The sequence below is a fragment of the Erythrobacter colymbi genome, from assembly GCF_002155685.1.
In the GTDB taxonomy this organism is placed as follows: Bacteria; Pseudomonadota; Alphaproteobacteria; order Sphingomonadales; family Sphingomonadaceae; genus Erythrobacter; species Erythrobacter colymbi.
In genome coordinates, this window is record NZ_MUYK01000001.1 from 266,764 (window position 1) to 282,198 (window position 15,435).

17 protein-coding genes are annotated in these 15,435 nt (G+C 67.3%); all 17 read left to right on the forward strand.

The genetic code is table 11. From position 1 onward, the window contains the following. Positions 1–47 precede the first annotated feature (47 nt). Entirely contained in the window at positions 48–623 is a 576-nt protein-coding gene (locus BZF57_RS01255) for a lysozyme (protein WP_086733776.1), read from the forward strand. Further along, positions 623–1,279, forward strand: a complete 657-nt coding sequence (locus BZF57_RS01260) for a hypothetical protein (protein WP_086733779.1) — start codon at positions 623–625, stop codon at positions 1,277–1,279. Before BZF57_RS01255 ends, BZF57_RS01260 begins: the two co-directional genes overlap by 1 nt. Next, positions 1,276–1,428, forward strand: coding sequence for a hypothetical protein (locus BZF57_RS21065; protein ID WP_156076229.1), 153 nt, complete (start codon positions 1,276–1,278; stop codon positions 1,426–1,428). The genes BZF57_RS01260 and BZF57_RS21065 overlap by 4 nt, the downstream gene beginning before the upstream one ends. After that, positions 1,425–5,063 carry a hypothetical protein gene (locus BZF57_RS01265; RefSeq protein WP_086733781.1) on the forward strand — a complete coding sequence of 1,213 codons (3,639 nt, stop codon included), beginning with the start codon at positions 1,425–1,427 and terminating at the stop codon, positions 5,061–5,063. The genes BZF57_RS21065 and BZF57_RS01265 overlap by 4 nt, the downstream gene beginning before the upstream one ends. Positions 5,064–5,077: 14 nt before the next feature. Further along, the gene (locus BZF57_RS01270; protein ID WP_086733783.1) at positions 5,078–5,386 is read left to right on the forward strand and encodes a hypothetical protein; all 309 of its coding nucleotides are present in this window, start codon (positions 5,078–5,080) and stop codon (positions 5,384–5,386) included. An 8-nt stretch (positions 5,387–5,394) separates the two neighbouring features. Then, positions 5,395–5,829 (forward strand): hypothetical protein, encoded by a 435-nt coding sequence (locus tag BZF57_RS01275; protein ID WP_086733786.1) that lies wholly within the window; start codon positions 5,395–5,397, stop codon positions 5,827–5,829. After that, positions 5,826–6,227: a hypothetical protein gene (locus tag BZF57_RS01280; RefSeq protein ID WP_086733788.1), complete on the forward strand. Its 402-nt coding sequence runs from the start codon at positions 5,826–5,828 to the stop codon at positions 6,225–6,227. The genes BZF57_RS01275 and BZF57_RS01280 overlap by 4 nt, the downstream gene beginning before the upstream one ends. Next, positions 6,224–6,544, forward strand: a complete 321-nt coding sequence (locus BZF57_RS01285; protein ID WP_086733790.1) for a VpaChn25_0724 family phage protein — start codon at positions 6,224–6,226, stop codon at positions 6,542–6,544. The genes BZF57_RS01280 and BZF57_RS01285 overlap by 4 nt, the downstream gene beginning before the upstream one ends. Positions 6,545–6,548: 4 nt before the next feature. Continuing rightward, positions 6,549–7,160, forward strand: coding sequence for a phage protein Gp27 family protein (locus tag BZF57_RS01290; protein ID WP_162290938.1), 612 nt, complete (start codon positions 6,549–6,551; stop codon positions 7,158–7,160). Continuing rightward, a complete protein-coding gene (locus BZF57_RS01295) occupies positions 7,157–8,689 on the forward strand; it encodes a phage terminase large subunit family protein (protein ID WP_086733794.1) in 1,533 nt (510 codons plus the stop codon). The genes BZF57_RS01290 and BZF57_RS01295 overlap by 4 nt, the downstream gene beginning before the upstream one ends. Before the next feature lie 112 nt (positions 8,690–8,801). Further along, positions 8,802–10,457, forward strand: coding sequence for a DUF935 domain-containing protein (locus tag BZF57_RS01300; protein WP_086733796.1), 1,656 nt, complete (start codon positions 8,802–8,804; stop codon positions 10,455–10,457). A gap of 3 nt (positions 10,458–10,460) precedes the next feature. After that, a complete protein-coding gene (locus BZF57_RS01305; protein ID WP_086733798.1) occupies positions 10,461–11,051 on the forward strand; it encodes a hypothetical protein in 591 nt (196 codons plus the stop codon). Further along, positions 11,051–12,250, forward strand: a complete 1,200-nt coding sequence (locus BZF57_RS01310) for a phage head morphogenesis protein (RefSeq protein ID WP_086733801.1) — start codon at positions 11,051–11,053, stop codon at positions 12,248–12,250. Before BZF57_RS01305 ends, BZF57_RS01310 begins: the two co-directional genes overlap by 1 nt. A gap of 129 nt (positions 12,251–12,379) precedes the next feature. After that, the gene (locus tag BZF57_RS01315; protein WP_086733803.1) at positions 12,380–13,471 is read left to right on the forward strand and encodes a phage protease; all 1,092 of its coding nucleotides are present in this window, start codon (positions 12,380–12,382) and stop codon (positions 13,469–13,471) included. A 3-nt stretch (positions 13,472–13,474) separates the two neighbouring features. Then, on the forward strand, positions 13,475–13,942 hold the full coding sequence (locus BZF57_RS01320) for a hypothetical protein (RefSeq protein WP_086733805.1): 468 nt from the start codon (positions 13,475–13,477) through the stop codon (positions 13,940–13,942). Positions 13,943–13,967: 25 nt separating this feature from the next. Beyond that, the gene (locus BZF57_RS01325; protein ID WP_086733807.1) at positions 13,968–14,849 is read left to right on the forward strand and encodes a Mu-like prophage major head subunit gpT family protein; all 882 of its coding nucleotides are present in this window, start codon (positions 13,968–13,970) and stop codon (positions 14,847–14,849) included. After that, positions 14,846–15,394, forward strand: coding sequence for a hypothetical protein (locus BZF57_RS01330; RefSeq protein WP_086733809.1), 549 nt, complete (start codon positions 14,846–14,848; stop codon positions 15,392–15,394). The genes BZF57_RS01325 and BZF57_RS01330 overlap by 4 nt, the downstream gene beginning before the upstream one ends. Positions 15,395–15,435 lie beyond the last annotated feature (41 nt).

The window sequence follows — 15,435 nt, forward strand, 5'->3', positions numbered from 1 at the left end:
GCGGGCGGAGGTAACGCGCCCGCCCGATCCGCCGTTAGGCGCGGATCATGACCGCCACCCTTCTTTCCGAAAAGACGCTGCTCGAAATCGCCGAGCACGAGGGCCTTGTGCTCGAATCCTACCTCGACAGCGTCGGGGTCTGGACGTGGGGTTTCGGCGTCACCGACAAGAGCGGGCACAAGGTCGGCCGCTACCGTAAGAACCGCTCCACGATCGAGCGCGCGGTCGAGGTCTTCGAGTGGCTGCTGCGCGACAAGTACCTCCCCGAGGTTCTGCGCGCCTTCAAGGGCCGCACGCTGACTGAGGCGCAGCTCGCAGCCGCGCTCTCCTTCCACTGGAACACCGGCGCGATCGGGCGGGCCGACTGGGTGAAGTCGTTCCTCAAGGGTCAGCGCGAACAGGCGTGGATCGAGTTCCTGTACTGGTCGAAGCCGCGCGAGATCATCACCCGCCGCAAGGCCGAGCGCGACCTGTTCTTCGATGGTCGCTGGAGCGGTGATGGCGTCGTCCTGATGTATGAGGAGGTGCGCCCCAATGGCACGATCCGGTGGTCGAGCGCGCGCCAGATCGACATCCGCGACGAGGTCCGCGCCGCGCTCGCCCGCAACGGAGGGCGGGCCTGATGTGGCTGGCGCTCAAGCTGCTCTTCTCGGGTATCGCTGAGAAGCTCCTGAAGGTCTTCTCAGCGGTGGGCAGGTGGGTGCTGGCCGACTGGCGGCACGCGGCCATCCTGGCGCTTGCGGTGTTCGGAGCATTTCATCAATTCATCCTCGCCCCGCGGATGCGGGCTCTCATCGAGGAGAGCGGGCAGCTGGTGACCGATACCCAGCTCGCGCACCTGGGCACCATCTTCAACTTCATCGATGCCAGCGCCGAGGCCCAGCGCCGCGCTAAGGCCAATGCCGCGCGCGTGAAGGCCGAACAGGAGGAAATCACCGATGCGACTCTCGCCGATCTTCGCAGCGATCATGCTGCTCTGCGCCTTCGCTTTGACCGCCTGCGGGCGCGAGCAGCCGCAGGCGATCCCGGCCGTGCCGACGCAGCTGGTCTGCCCGGTACCGGCGACGCCGCCGGCCGAGCTGCTGCAGCGTCCGGCGATCAAGATCTTCGCGCCGCCGGAGACGTAAGTCCAAAAGCGTACTGCCCCTCGCAATTCGTCTGCCTGACGATCGAGGAGGCGGAGCAGGCCAGCATCGATGCGCACAACCACGATCGCCTGATCGACTGGGTCGAGGCGCAGTCCGCCGTCCGCTTCACGCCGAAGGAGCCCGCCGAATGAAGCGCGGCACCTTTAACCTCGGCCCAAACCGGCACCGCCAGCTCGCGTTCGCGAAGATCGATGATGACGGGGTTCTCCTGCAGCTCGGTCCCAACCGCGTGGTCCTCAGTCACGAGCAGGCGCAGCTTCTGAAAGACGTCCTCGCATGACAGATCTTCGTACCATCAGCCCGGACGAGCTGCCCGAGCTATCGGAAATTCCGGCAGATCTCCGCGCTATCGTGTTTTCCCCCACGGGGCCGTTGCAGGCAGTGCCATATGACCGGCTTCTCTCGAAGCTGATCGCTGCTGACCTCGCGAAGGCGAACAAGGCGGCGCTTGACGCTGATCTCGCCCATGCGGCCGACAGTGTCGCGCTGGTCTTCAACGATGCCACAGCCATCAACAATGGCTGGTACCGGAAGGTCGGCGCGTCCGGCGTCGGCAACTGGACCCAGTTCGAGGAACTGGCGCGCAGCAGCCGCATCCTCGCCCAGGCGGCAGCCGCAACGGCAACAGCTGCGGTTGAAGGGCTCGACGCGGCCGCCGCCGCGAAGGTCACCGAAATCAATGATGCTGGTGCCGCCAAGGTGGGGGACGTCAACGAGGCCGCGGCCGCAAAGGTCACCGAGATCAATGACGCGGGGGCCGCAAGGGTCGGCGATGTCAACGGCGCCGGCGCAGCGCAGGTGGCGGCTGTCGCGACTGAGGGTGCCAACCAGATCGCGCTCGCAACCGCCCAGGCCGCGCTCGCGGGGCAACTCGCCGGCTCGGTCGTGCGCGCCAATCTGATCGAGCTCGAAGATGGGATCGAGCGGCCGCGGGTGATGATCTACCAGTCGGGCGCGAACCGCTGGCGGCGCACCGCCAGCGGCTATGCGATCGCCCTCGCGAATGAGGAGCGCCGCTGCTTTGGCAACGATGGCAGCTACCTCGGTAACGCGCTGGAGCGCGGGGATACGTACTGGGCCCCGCCGCTCAACAACAAGACGGCCTATGCCGGCACCGCCGACCTGCGCCGCTTCGACATCACCAATCTGGGCACGGACACCCGCCTCTACCCGGGGCAACACACCGAGGCCGATATCCTTGGCGGCACCGGCGCAGGCATGCTCATCACCCAGGGCAACAGCACCAACGCCTTCGGCACCTTCAACAACGTCAACGTGCCGGTCCTCGCAGGGCAGCTGTTCTCGATCGAGTATGGTCTGACGATCGAAGGTGGTGCGGCAGGGCAGGTCGCGCCGCGGTCGTCTGGTGGCCGCAGCTTCAGCTTCACCTTCAACCACGACGCGACCGGCGAGATCACCGGCTACACCGAGAACTGGGGCACGTTCAAAGCGGACTTCAGCAACGGCGAGATCATCAACGGCAAGCGCCGCGTCACGCTCCACGTACTCACCACCGCGACGGCCAACGGCAACGTCCAGCCCGGCTTCGGGTGGCCGGGGGCGAACGCCGGCCGCAAGATCACGGTCGACTGGGTCAAGGTCCGCGTCGCCCCGGTCGCCCCGATGAGCACCTTCCCGGTCTATGGCACCCTCGCCAGCGCGCAGGTTGTGCTTGCCGACGACGTGATCCTGACCGGCCTCGGCGCGGGCTTCGGCTACATCTTCCAGGACGTCGGCCTCTCGCGTTCGGTCATGCCGAGCGGGCAGATCACGGTGCCCGCGATCCTCATGGGCGGCAGCCTGTCGCCGATCGAGCGCAAGATCCGCGTGGTCCGCTCGCCGACCACAACCGACCGCGCCGGGCCCAACCACACGGGCCGCGAGGATTTCCACTTCCGCCCCTGGCAGAGCCCCGCGAACCACACGGTCTTTGCCGGCCCCGGGGCCTTCCCCAACCAGATCGGGTGGAACACCAGTGGCAGCACCGCGACCAATCTGTCGATCACGCCGGTCTTCCGCGAGCGCGCGCCCGATCTCGCGCCGATGCTGCGCAAGGTGGTCACCAGCCAGACCTACGTTCTCGGCGCGCTCGACCTGTCGGCCTCTACGCTTCACGCCGCATCGCACGACAAGGTGCTCTACTGGCAGCAGACCGACATTCCGAACGACAGCGCCACTGCCACGCACTGGGTGGTCGCGTCGACCAACGTGAACCTTGCCGATACCCTCGTGCTCGGCTGCCGGGTCGAGGACACCCGCGCGCGCGACTTTGCCCAGGAGGACGAGGAGCGCGAGCACAACCAGTACATGGGCGAGCTGCTGGTCACCAGCCAGAGCGGCGGCACGATCGACTTCTCGCGCTTCCGCGCCGACAGCCTCGCGCGGATCAGCCCGCGCACCGGGGCGACCGCCACCGCGGCGACCGTGATCTGCGACGACAGCTACCAGCGCCACGTCTTCTCCGATAACTGGTTCTGGACGCAGGGCACGCTCTCGGTCAGCTTCCGCCGGGTGGTGCAGGGGCCGGGCACCGCGCCGCAGTGCGACCTTTACCAGTCGCGCCGGCCGATCCTCGTCAACCTGCTCGACGGCAACGGGTGGCAGACGCTCGCGGCGGCGGGCAAGACGGCGGCGAACCTGCCGTGCGGGCGTCGCGCCAAGCACCTCGGCACCTATGACTTCGGCACCGATACCGAAACCCGCGCGCCCGAGTTCGGCGAGACCTGCATCGTCCGGTACTGGGACTTCCCCTCCAGCTCGGGAATCACCTCGCGCACCGATCGCCAGTGGAACGCCAGCCAGGTTGCGCGCGGCGGCGTGACCCGCTTCCCGCGCGCGGGCGATGTCTTCGTGCTGAGCGGCAAGGATCGCGTCACCGGCCAGACCATGCAGGTCAAGATCACCGCCGACCTCGGGTTCTACAACGGCTCGAACGTGTGGACCACCAGCGCCAACCCGGCGCTGATGCAGACCGGCACGCACGCCGACCACTTCCAGGTCAACCGCACCCTGACCGACTTCACCCTGACCGCCTTCGAGGATGTCTTCATGTTCGGCTCGGGCCAGGGGCCGTTCCTGACGGGCGATCCGGCGCTTGGCGCGTCGGGCTCGATCATCAGGAGCGCGACCATCCGGCGCCTGTTCGGTGCGCTTTCAACCTCGAACGCGGTCCGCAGCGACTGGTCGCGGCCGCCGACCTGCACGCTGACCTTGCGCCAGTCTGCCTTCGTGCAGATCGCCAACCCCTACCGCTACTCCGATGGCTCGCAGGTGCGCCCGAACGTCGGCGCGGCGGGGCCCAACAACGTGCTCGATGTCGATGCGACGGTGGTGATCTCCGGGGACAATGCCGGCATCGGCGGCGTCTCGGTCACGGCCGGGGCCACGCTTGTTGGGTCGCTGACCTTCGTGCCCTGCTCGGCTGTCAGCGCCTTCACCACGGTCACCGATCCCACCGCCAAGCCGCAGATCCGCGACCTGGTCCATTCGGAATACATCGACCCGGTGAGCAGGCTGGTGAAGCTGCCGGATGACTTCCGCGACTTCCGCGTCACCTCGCTCCTCGAGGAGATGGTGGGCTGGGCGGTCAACGACACCTTCAAGACGCTCTGCGACTACCACCGCCAGCGCTCCGACCGGTTCGTGAAGGAATGGGAGCGCCTCTTCATCGATGATGCGACCCGCAACGTCCGCGTGATCAAGGTGCCCAACACCACCCCCGTCGGCACCGTGCTGGTGACGGGCCTGCGCGGTTCGGACTGGCACTGGTTCTGGGGCGCCGGTCGCAATGGCTGGGTGTCGATCGACAACCAGGGCCGTGCCGTGCTGGCGCGCGCGCTCACCGGCCTCAACCGCATGCTCTCGCCGATGATGACCACGGCCGAGGAAGTGCTGATCTTCGACGTAACCGCCTGACGAAAGGGCCCGACATGACCGAACAGACCGACCGCGTTCCGACCGAGGCGCTGGATACGACCGAGGCACTGGCCGCGCGCGTGGCCGAGCTCGAGGCCGTGATCGAGGAGCTCAAGGCCTTCGGGCAGGAGCGCATCGACACGGCGCTCAAGAAGCTGGCCACCGACGCCAACGAAGCGATCGCGCTGGCGATCACCCGCGAGACCAGCACGCTCGAAGCGCGCCAGGTGGCCGAGTTCCAGGACCTCGCCGCCCGGATCGAGGGCAACAGCCGGATGATCACCGACCTCGACGACAAGTTCACCCAGGCGCTGGCTGAATAGCGGCAGTTATGACGGTCGCCCTCACCTTCCGCGAGTTCCTGACCGGATGGCTCCCGGCGATGGCGGCCGTCAGTGTGACGCCGCCGCCGGCGCCTGCGCTGGGCCACATGTTCCTGGTCGATCTCGGCGGTGTCCCGGTACCCGTCGTCACCTGCCTCCTCGCGGCGCTGGGGATCGGCCTGTCGCGTCTGCTCGCGCGCCGGACCGAGGCGCAGCTGGGCTGGCTCAGCTTCGCCGCCGTCACCGTGATCATGCTGGTCGTGGTGCTGCTGTGGATCATCGAGAGCCGCCCGAGCTGGCTCTACGCCTTCGTGGTTTCGATCGGCCTCGGCTTCTCGGGCTACTCGCTGGTCGAGCTGTTCGGCGAGCAGGTGAAGAGCTTCATGACCGACATTTTCGACAAAGCCCGGTCGACCATCGGCCGCAAGGGAGACGACACGTGATTTCCAACCCGATCGAGATCCTGATCATCCTGTTCATTCTCGGCAGCATCAGCGTCGTGATCTGGCTGGGCTGGAAGGGCGGCGCGGCCAATCCTGTCAGCACCGGCAACCTCGACGAACGCCTGCAGTCGTTCGACACCGAGCTTTCCGGCATGCGCTCGCAGGTCGACCAGATCGAGGACCGCGTCGAGAAGATCGAGGGCCACTACGCCAAGGCGACCGATATCGAGCGGCTCGAAAAGCAGCTGCGCGCCCATGGCCGAAAGATGGACAAGATGGCCGAGGACATCGCCACCATCCGCGAGGAAGCGGCCGAGCGCGGCGCGCTGGCCAAGGCCACGACCAAGCAGCTCGACCTCATCTACAAGACGATCGTCGAGAAGGGGATGAACGCGTGAGCCTCGCCAACGATCTCGCCGCCCAGCTGATGGCCGAACAGCGTCTGGCCGTGCTGCAGCTGCTCGCCGACCAGCCCAGCGGCTCGGCCAACGACGCCGCTCTGTGCGAGGCGCTGAATGCCATGAACCACGTGGTCAGCCGCGATCGCATGCGCCTGCTGCTGTTCTGGCTGCAAGGCCAGGGCGCGTTGCACCTGCTTGACCGGCGGATGGAGAGCGGCCTCGTCGTCGCCACCCTGACCGAGCGCGGGCACGATATCGCGCTCGGCCGCAGCCGCATCGCCGGCGTCGCGGCGATCGACAGCGGGGAGGCGTGATCCGGTGGTCTCTCCCCGCGCAGCCAAGGAAGCCCGGCGCAGGGCGGCGCTGAAGAAGTCGACGCCGTCGACGATCGACCGGCTCGATCCCGAGATCCGCGAGCTGATCGCGCAGCTGCGTGTCGACAAGGGTTACACGATCGACGAGATCCGCGCCGCGCTGGTCAAGGTGATCGGCGAGGAGCGTGTCCCGAGCCGATCGGCCCTGGGCCGCCACGTGCGCGGGCTCGCCGAGATCTCGGCCGATCTGCGCAACACCCAGATCTATGCCGAGGCGCTGGCCAAGGAAGCGGGTGGGAAGCACGGGCACCAGCTGCTCGACATGAACACCCAGCTGCTGCAGGCGAACATGTTCAAGCTTATGCTGGCCGAGAAGGACGGCGAGGGGATTGTCCTCAGCCCGAAGGAGGCGAAGGAGTTCTCCGAGGCGCTGCGCAACATCGCTCTGACCCGCAAAACGGACCTCGAAGTCATCGCCAAGGCCAAGCAGCAGGCGGCCGAGGAAGAGCGGCAAGCCAGCGCCGAGCGTGCGACCGCTGCGGCGAAGGCGGTCAAGGGGCTGACCAAGGAAACGGTCGATGCCATTCGCCGTGCCGTGCTGGGAAGCGGCGAGTGAGAGCGCCGGTCATTTCTCCGCAGGAGCGCGCGGCCGATCGCGCCGCAGCCGAGGTCGCCTTCAGCACCATGCCCAAGGGGGATCTGCTGCTGGGCTATCAGCAGCGCACCATGGACAAGCTGTTCGCTGGCAGCCCGCTGCTCGTGATCGAGAAGAGCCGCCGCATCGGCCTTACCTGGGGTGTCGCCGCCTTTGCCGCGCTCAAGGCTGCCAGCAACATGGAGGCCGGTGGCCAGAACATCTGGTACATGGGTTACGACAAGGACATGACCCTCGAATTCATCGAGGTCTGCGCGATGTGGGCGCGCGCCTTCGGTCTTGCCGTGGAAGAACGCGAGGAGGAGGAGGTTCTCGTCACGGACGAGAACGGCCGCGAGCACGGGGTCAAATCCTTCAGCATCCGCTTCGCTTCGGGTTTCCGCATCACCGCCTTGCCGTCGGTCCCGCGCGCCCTTCGCGGTAAGCAGGGCATCGTCATCATCGATGAGGCGGCGTTCCACAAGAACGTGAACGAGGTGCTCAAGTCGGCGATGGCGCTGCTGATCTGGGGCGGTCAGGTTGTAGTGATCTCGACCCACGACGGCGTTGCCAACCCGTTCAACGTGCTGATCGACAAGATCGCGGCGAAGGAGCGGAAGGGCGAGACCATGAAGATCACCTTCATGGAAGCGATCGCCGACGGTCTCGCTGAACGGACCGCGCTGGTGAAGAAGACCCGCGGCCTGCCTACCATGACCCGCGAGGAGTTCATCGAGGACGTCTACGGCTACTACGGTGACGACGCCTCCGAAGAGCTGGACTGCATTCCGGCCAAGGGCAGCGGCGCTCTCATCAGCCTCGAAGACATCATCGCCTGCGAAAGCGACGAGGCAGGGCTCCCGGGGCTTTATATGGGCGGGTTGTGCTATGGCGGCCGCGACGTCGCCCGTCGCCGCGACGGCCAGATCCAGCTCGTGGGCGAGAAGGTCGGCGACGTCCTGTGGGAGCGCGACGGCTATCGGGAAGTCGGCCAGACCTTCGCGCACCAGGACGCTTGGTTCGATGGCAGCTTCCAGCTCTACCGGATGGTCCAGTGGCGCGTCGACCAGACTGGCATGGGCGAGAAGGTGGTCGAGGATCAGCAGCGAAAGCACGGCGCGTCCCGTGTCGTCGGTGTCCTGCTGACTGGGCCGGAGCGCATCAACCTCGCCTTTGGCCTCCAGCGCGCGTTCCAGCAGCGCAAGATCCGCATCCGTTCGAACCCCCGCACCCGCGCCGATCTCATGGCCCTGAAGAAGATGGGCAGCGAGGAATCGGGCGGCATCCGGATCATCAACGACGGCGATGTGCATGCCGACGAGTTCTGGGCCTATGCCCTGATGTGGCAGGCCATGGAGATGGCGGGCTCGCTCTACGAATACCGCGGCGTCGATCGCGACGGCCGCGCAACGGGCGGGCCGAAGCGGGGCGAGGAAGGCTGGCGGCATCCTGACGACGCCTCGGGCCGCGCCGCCCATGGCACCCGCTTTCAGGAGCGCGGCGCATGGTGAAGAGCCTCGACGGGCTGCACCTGTGCGAGGAGTGCGGCGATGAATTTCCCAAGCGCGAGATGATCGGCCCGATCTGCCGCGACTGCCACGAACTTCTCGGAGACGATGACTGATGGCCAGCAAGCCGCCCGCCCTGATCATGCCCGATGGCCGCCCGCTCACCCGGGATAACCTCGGCGTCGAGATCGCCGCCCCGGCGCGCACCAGCGTGCGCACCATCCAGTCCGGCCACCCGGCGCAGGGCCTCACCCCGCAGCGCCTCGGCCGCCTCCTGCGCGAGGCCGAGGATGGTGACGCTGTCGCCTATTACGAGCTGGCCGAGGAGATGGAGGAGAAGGATCTTCACTACCTCGCCGTGCTGCGCACCCGCAAGCTTGCGGTGGCGCGCCTGCCGATTGAGGTGGAGCCTGCCGACGACAGCGACGAGGCCAAGAAGGACGCCGCCCTGATCGAGACCTGGCTGAAGCGCGACATGCTGCAGGCCGAGCTGTTCGACATGCTCGATGCGATCGGCAAGGGCGTGAGCACGACCGAGATGGTCTGGGACATGAAGCCCGAGCTGTGGCAGCCCTCCCGGCTGCTCTGGCGCGACCCGCGCTTCTTCGAATTCGATCGGGTCACCGGGACCGAGCTGCTGCTGCGCGGCGGCGAGAGCGGCGCGGGCGAACCGACCCCGCTGCCGGCAGGCAAGTTCATCACCCACTACCACCCGTCCAAGAGCGGCCTGCCGATCCGCTCCGGCCTCGCCCGGATCGCGGCGTGGGGCTACATGTTCAAGAACTTCGCGATCAAGGACTGGGTGACATTCCTCGAAAGCTTCGGCCACCCGCTGCGCATCGGCAAGTACGGCCCGAACGAGAGCGAGGAGAACAAGAACATCCTGCACCGTGCGCTGCTGGAGCTGGGCTCGGATGCGGCGGCCGCCTTCCCCGAGACCATGTCGATCGAGTTCGTCGACCGCAAGGCTGGGACCGCGCCCAACGATCTGTGGCGCAGCCAGGCCGAATACATCGACGATCAGCTGTCCAAGGCCGTGCTCGGCCAGACCAACACCACCGATGCCAAGGCGGGCGGGCTCGGCTCCGGCCAGGCGCAGGTGCATGACGGGGTGCGCGGCGACATCGAGGATTTCGATGCGATGCTGCTGGCCGCCACGCTCAACCGCGATTTCGTCGTGCCTTTCGTCATGTTCAACCACGGCCCGCGCAAGGCGTACCCGCGGCTCAAGATCGGCCGCCCTGACGAGGTTGATATCGCGATCGAGATCGAGAGCGCTGAAAAGCTGGCCAAGCTCGGCGTCCAGATCGATGGCGAGGAGATGCGCGAGCGCGCGGGCCTCCCGGCTGCCAAATCGCCCGAGACTGCCCTCAAACCCGCCGCCCCGCCGCAAATGCCCCAGAATGGCCCGGACGGGGCTTCAGGCCCGTCCACGCGGGAAAATCCGGCGACAGGCGTCTTAAGCCCTCTTAAATCGGCCTCAGGCGGCAGTCGGCCCGACCGGCCAGCCCTCAATTCGCAGGCTGGTCCGGATGGTGACGCGATCGACGCCACGATCGACGAGTTCCTGACCGACTGGGAACCGCATATGGACGCGCTCCTCGCGCCGGTCGATGCGCTGATCGCCGAGGCGGGAGATCTGTCGCAGGTGCAGGCGCGGCTCAGCCAGATCATCGGTGACATGGACACCTCGGCCTTCGAGGAGCTGCTCGCCCAGGGCGGGTTCGCTGCGCGACTGATTGCCGAGGCCGATCGCAAGAGAGGCGGGTGACCCATGCCGATCCTGCGCGCCAGTCAATTCCCGATCGCCTTCGACTTCGTCCGCAGCGAAGCAGCTGCCGTGCGCGGGCCGAATGGTGAGGTCAGCACGCTCGGTCCCGATCTCCCGCGCTTCGACCATGACACGACCGGCAAGCCGCGCGGCCTGCTGGTCACCCCGGGCAGCGACATCGGCGGGCAGGATCGCAGCGCCTTCGATCCTCTGATGCTTCCGGCCGAGCTGACCGAAGGTGCCGATCTGACAGCGCGCGAGGCGACGGTCTATCACGCCTTCGTCCCCATTGCCGCGTCGCGGACGCAGGACGGCGTCTCGGCCGCCACGCCCGAGGAGTTCGAGGCCGGGATCGTCCGCCGCGCCTTCTACACCCGTGAGGCCGCCCGCCTGATCGATGCGCTGATGCGCCTGGCTGGCCATCACCTGGTCATCGGCGCCCATGCCGGCTTCGCCCAGAATGCCGGCGGCTTCGCCCGCTTCCGCGGCAAGAGGTGGCGGCTGCCCGAAGGTCTTGGTGTCGATGGCGCAGCCCTGACCAGTGCGCCTGCCAAGCCGCTGATCACGTCGGGCGCGCAGCTGGTGAGTGCCTGATGGCAGATGCCGAACCGCTTCCGATCGGGCCGCCGGCCGATGCCGTCGCAGCGCTCGCGGCCAAGGGCTACGAGATCGCCTTCGACTGGCGCGAGGTATGGCAGGAGGAAAATGCGAAGGCATTCACCGTCGCCAAGGCGATGAGCCGCGATCTGCTGGAGGATATCCGCGCGGCCGTGCAGAAGGCGCTCGACGAGGGCCTTACGCTGAAGCAGTTCCAGGACGAGCTTCGCCCGCGGCTGCAGGCGCGCGGATGGTGGGGCCGGGCGATGATGACCGATCCGGCTGACGGCGTCGCCAAGGTTGTGCGGCTCGGCTCGCCCGCGCGGCTGCGCACGATCTACCAGACGAACCTGCGCGTCTCCTACATGGCCGGGCGCTGGAAGCGGATCGAGCGGACGAAGCGCGCCTTTCCCTACCTGCGCTACATCGCGGTGAAGGATGCGCGCACCCGGCCCGAGCACGCCAGCTGGGACGGCACGATCCTGCCGGTCGACCATCCGTGGTGGGACACGCACTACCCGCCCAACGGCTGGAACTGCCGCTGCGACGTGCAGCCGGTGAACGAGCGGATGATCGCGCGCCGCGGCTGGGCCGTCACACCTGACGGCGAGATCCCGCGCCGCCCGATCCGCGATTATGTCAACAAGCGCACCGGCGAGGTGACGCGGCTCGAGGAAGGGCTCGATGCTGGCTGGAGCTACAACGTCGGCAAGGCGGCGCTCGACGGGCTGACCCCCGCGCCGCGGCTCGGGCCCGGGCCGGAAGATGGCATCACCAGCGAATTGAATGCCCAGCTCTCAGAGGGAGATTACGAGGCTGTGAGAGCCTTCTTCGCGGCGTTCGATCTGAATTCGCGCGCCGAGGCCCTGAAGGGCCGCGTCTTCCGCGACGTCGCGGGCTGGCCGCTGGCGATCTCGGCCGGGCTTTTCCGGCTCAGCAATGGCGCGATCGCGCCGCTCACCTCGGCCCAGTCGCGCGAGCTGGCGGACGCGGCCGCCACGATCATCGATCCCGACCGGATCGGTTGGCTGTGGATCACTGGGCGCGACGGGCGAAAATGGCTGGTGCGGCGTTACCAGGGCGCGCGCGGCTCGGTCGATTTCGCGCGCGACTTCTGGCGCTGGATGGGGCCGCGCAGCGGTGCCTTCGCCCGCGGCCGGCTGGTGTGGACGCGCGAGGAAGGCGCGCTGCGCTGATCAAAGCCGCTTGGCAATCGCGCAGGTGCGCGGCTAAGCATGGGGCGTTCCCCCTCATCGCAAAGAAAATCGGACTTGCTACGCGGGCGGAGGTAACGCGCGCCGCGCCGCGCCCACTAGGCAGGCGGCATGTCCAAGCCCGCCGCCTCCTCCGACGTTGCCGTCATTGCCAGCGCGCTCGCGCTGCCGGTCGATGGCGGTGCGCCGGCCAAGCGGTTCCGGATCGTTCCCTTCGGCACCTTCGGCGGTCGTGACGGGCGCGGCCCCTGGCAGCTGCGCGACAAGGCGCATGCCGAGCAGGTGATCGCCGCCACCAAGGCGTTTCTCAACGGCGTCGATATGGTCGTGAACTACGATCACCAGTCCGAGTATGCCGCTGTCCCCGGTGTTGGCGGCGTCGCCAAGGCGGCGGGCTGGATCAACCCCGACAGCCTCGAAGTCGGCGCGGACGGCATCTATGCCGAGGCCGACTGGACGCCCGCGGCCGAGGCTGCGCTCCAGGCGCGCGAGTACCGCTACTACTCTCCGCACTTCCGTGCCCGGCCTGGCACCGGCGAGCTGACGCGGCTCGTCAACGTAGGCCTCACCAACTCCCCCAACATCGAAGTGTCCGCGCTTGCCTCGCAGGAGGTCGGCGCACCCGCAGAAGGAAGCCCCATGAAGAAGATTGCAATGTTGCTGTCGGCGTCCGCGCTGACGGCGCTGGGCCTCAAGGCCGACAGCGAAGACGAGGCCGCGATCAATGCGATCGACAAGCTGGTCGAGGATCGTGGCAAGGATGCCGCGGTGCTCGCCTCGGTCCGCACCAAGTTCAAGCTCGCCGACGATGCCGGCGAAGAAGCGGTGCTCAATGCGATCGCCGCCTCGGCGACCGCGGGCGAGCCCGACCCTTCGAAGTACGTCCCGATCGATGCGCTGAAGGAAGTGCAGACCAAGCTCGGCGCGCTGCAGGAGGACAAGGTTCTCAACTGCGTCAATGCCGCGATCGAGGAGGGCAAGCTCACCCCCGCCCAGAAGGATTGGACGGTGAAGCTCGGCAAGCAGGATCTGTCCGAGCTCAACAGCTTCCTCGCCACCGCGCCCGCCTTCAAGGGCGGCAAGGTGATCGAGGGCAAGCCCGGCGAGGAAGCCAGCAAGCTCACCGAGGAAGAGCGCGTCGTGTGCTCTGTGATGGGTTGGTCGGAGGAAGACTTCCTCGACCAGAAGAAGAAGGAAGCCTGATCGATGGTTGCTCTGACCAAGGGTCGCAAGACCGCTCGCTTTGCAGGTGGCGGCATCCGCAACCTGCCCGTGGCCGCCGCTGCCGTGTGCTTCACGGGCGGCCTCGCGATCGCCGCTGCAGGCTTCGCCCGTCCCGGCCGCGTCGGCCAGGGTGTGGACAATGCCGCCAAGGCGGCCGACGCCGCGACCTATCGCGCTGTCGGCGTGTTCATGGAAGACGCCACCGGCGGCGCAGCCAACGGTGACGTGCGCGTGGACATCCAGGAGGGCGTCTTCCTGTTCGCCAACAGCGCCGCGGGCGATGCAATCGCGCAGGCTGATATCGGCAAGCCCTGCTTCATCATCGACGATCAGACCGTCGCCAAGACCAACCCGAACAGCACCCGCGCCGTCGCCGGCATCGTTCAGGAAGTCGGCGCGGACGGTGTCTGGGTCGATGTCTCCCTCACCAATTCGGCCCTCGCGGCCTGACGTCCCCCTTAGAAAGGACTGACCCATGCAAGTCACGATCGCAACGCTCGAAGCCCTGCGCACCGGCTTCAAGCGCGACTTCCAGAACGGCCTGACCAAGGCCACCCCGCAGTACGAGGCGTTCTCGACGCCGGTCACCAGCACGACCAAGCTGGAGACCTATGGCTTCCTCGGCGACTTCCCGATTTTCCGCGAGTGGATCGGCGAGAAGCGGATCAAGTCGATGGAAGAGAAGGCCTACCAGCTGATCAACCGCGACTTCGAAGTGACGCGCGGCATCCACAAGAACAAGATCCGCGACGACAATCTCGGGCTTTATGGGCCGCTGGTGAATGGCTGGGGCGACAGCTCGGGCCAGCTCAAGGATCGTCTTGCGTTCGAAGCCCTGAAGGACGGGCATGTCCGCCCCTGCTATGACGGGCAGAACTACTTCGACACCGATCACCCGGTGGGCAACGGCGTCGTCTCGAACATGTCGGGCGATAACTCGCGCGATCCCTGGTATCTGATCGATGCCAGCCAGGCGCTGAAGCCGATCCTCCTGCAGACCCGGCAGGAGCCGACCTTCGACATGATCGTCGATCCGCAGAGCGATCACGTCTTCAAGACGGGCGAGTTCCTGATGGGCGCCGAAGCCCGCGCGGCAGCCGGCTACACCTTCTGGCAGCTCGCGCATCGCTGCACTGGCCCGATCAACGAGGCGAACTATGTCGCCGCGTGCCAGGCCATGGAATCGATCACCGATGACGAAGGCGAGCCGCTGGGGATCAAGCCGACCCACATCATCGTCGGCAAGTCGAACAAGTCGGCGGCGCGCAACCTCTTCAAGAAGATGAACCTCGCCGGCGGCGAGTCCAACATCTACTTCGAGGACGTCGTCATCCTCGAAGCGCGGCGTCTCCCGTGAGCGGGCAGCGTCTTCGCCTGACCACCTCCCGCCCCGCCGGCTATCGTCGGGGCGGGCAGGTGATCGGTGGCGCAGCCGCGCCGACACTGCTTGCCGTGGGCGACGTCACTCCCGACCAGCTGCTTGCGCTCCTCACCGATCCGAACATCGCGATCGATGTCGAGAACAAGGAAGGGGAGTTCAAGCGCGCGGCCGACGAGGAGCGTCTGGGCATGGCGCAGCTCCTGCGGGAGGAGCTTGCCAAGGAACAGCTTGCCGCACTGGGCGAGCCTGTCCCCGGTGCCACGCCGCCGCCTGCCCAGGGCAGCGAACCCGATACCGCCGAGCCGCAGGGTGAAGGGACCACTCCCGACGGGAGCGATCCGGACGCCGAGGCCTCGCAGGCAGGTGGCCACACTCCCACCGCCAATGGCAGCGACGCGTCTGCGGGCGACGCTGCCACCGCCGAACCGACGGCGCAGACCAGTCCCGCTGCGCCCGAACCTGCGGCCACGCCGAAGCCTGCCTCCAGGGGCGGCGGCAAGGCCAAGGGCACCACGGCCTGAACAAGGCCGAAAGAGCCGGGCGGCGGGCGTGTGTCCCGTCC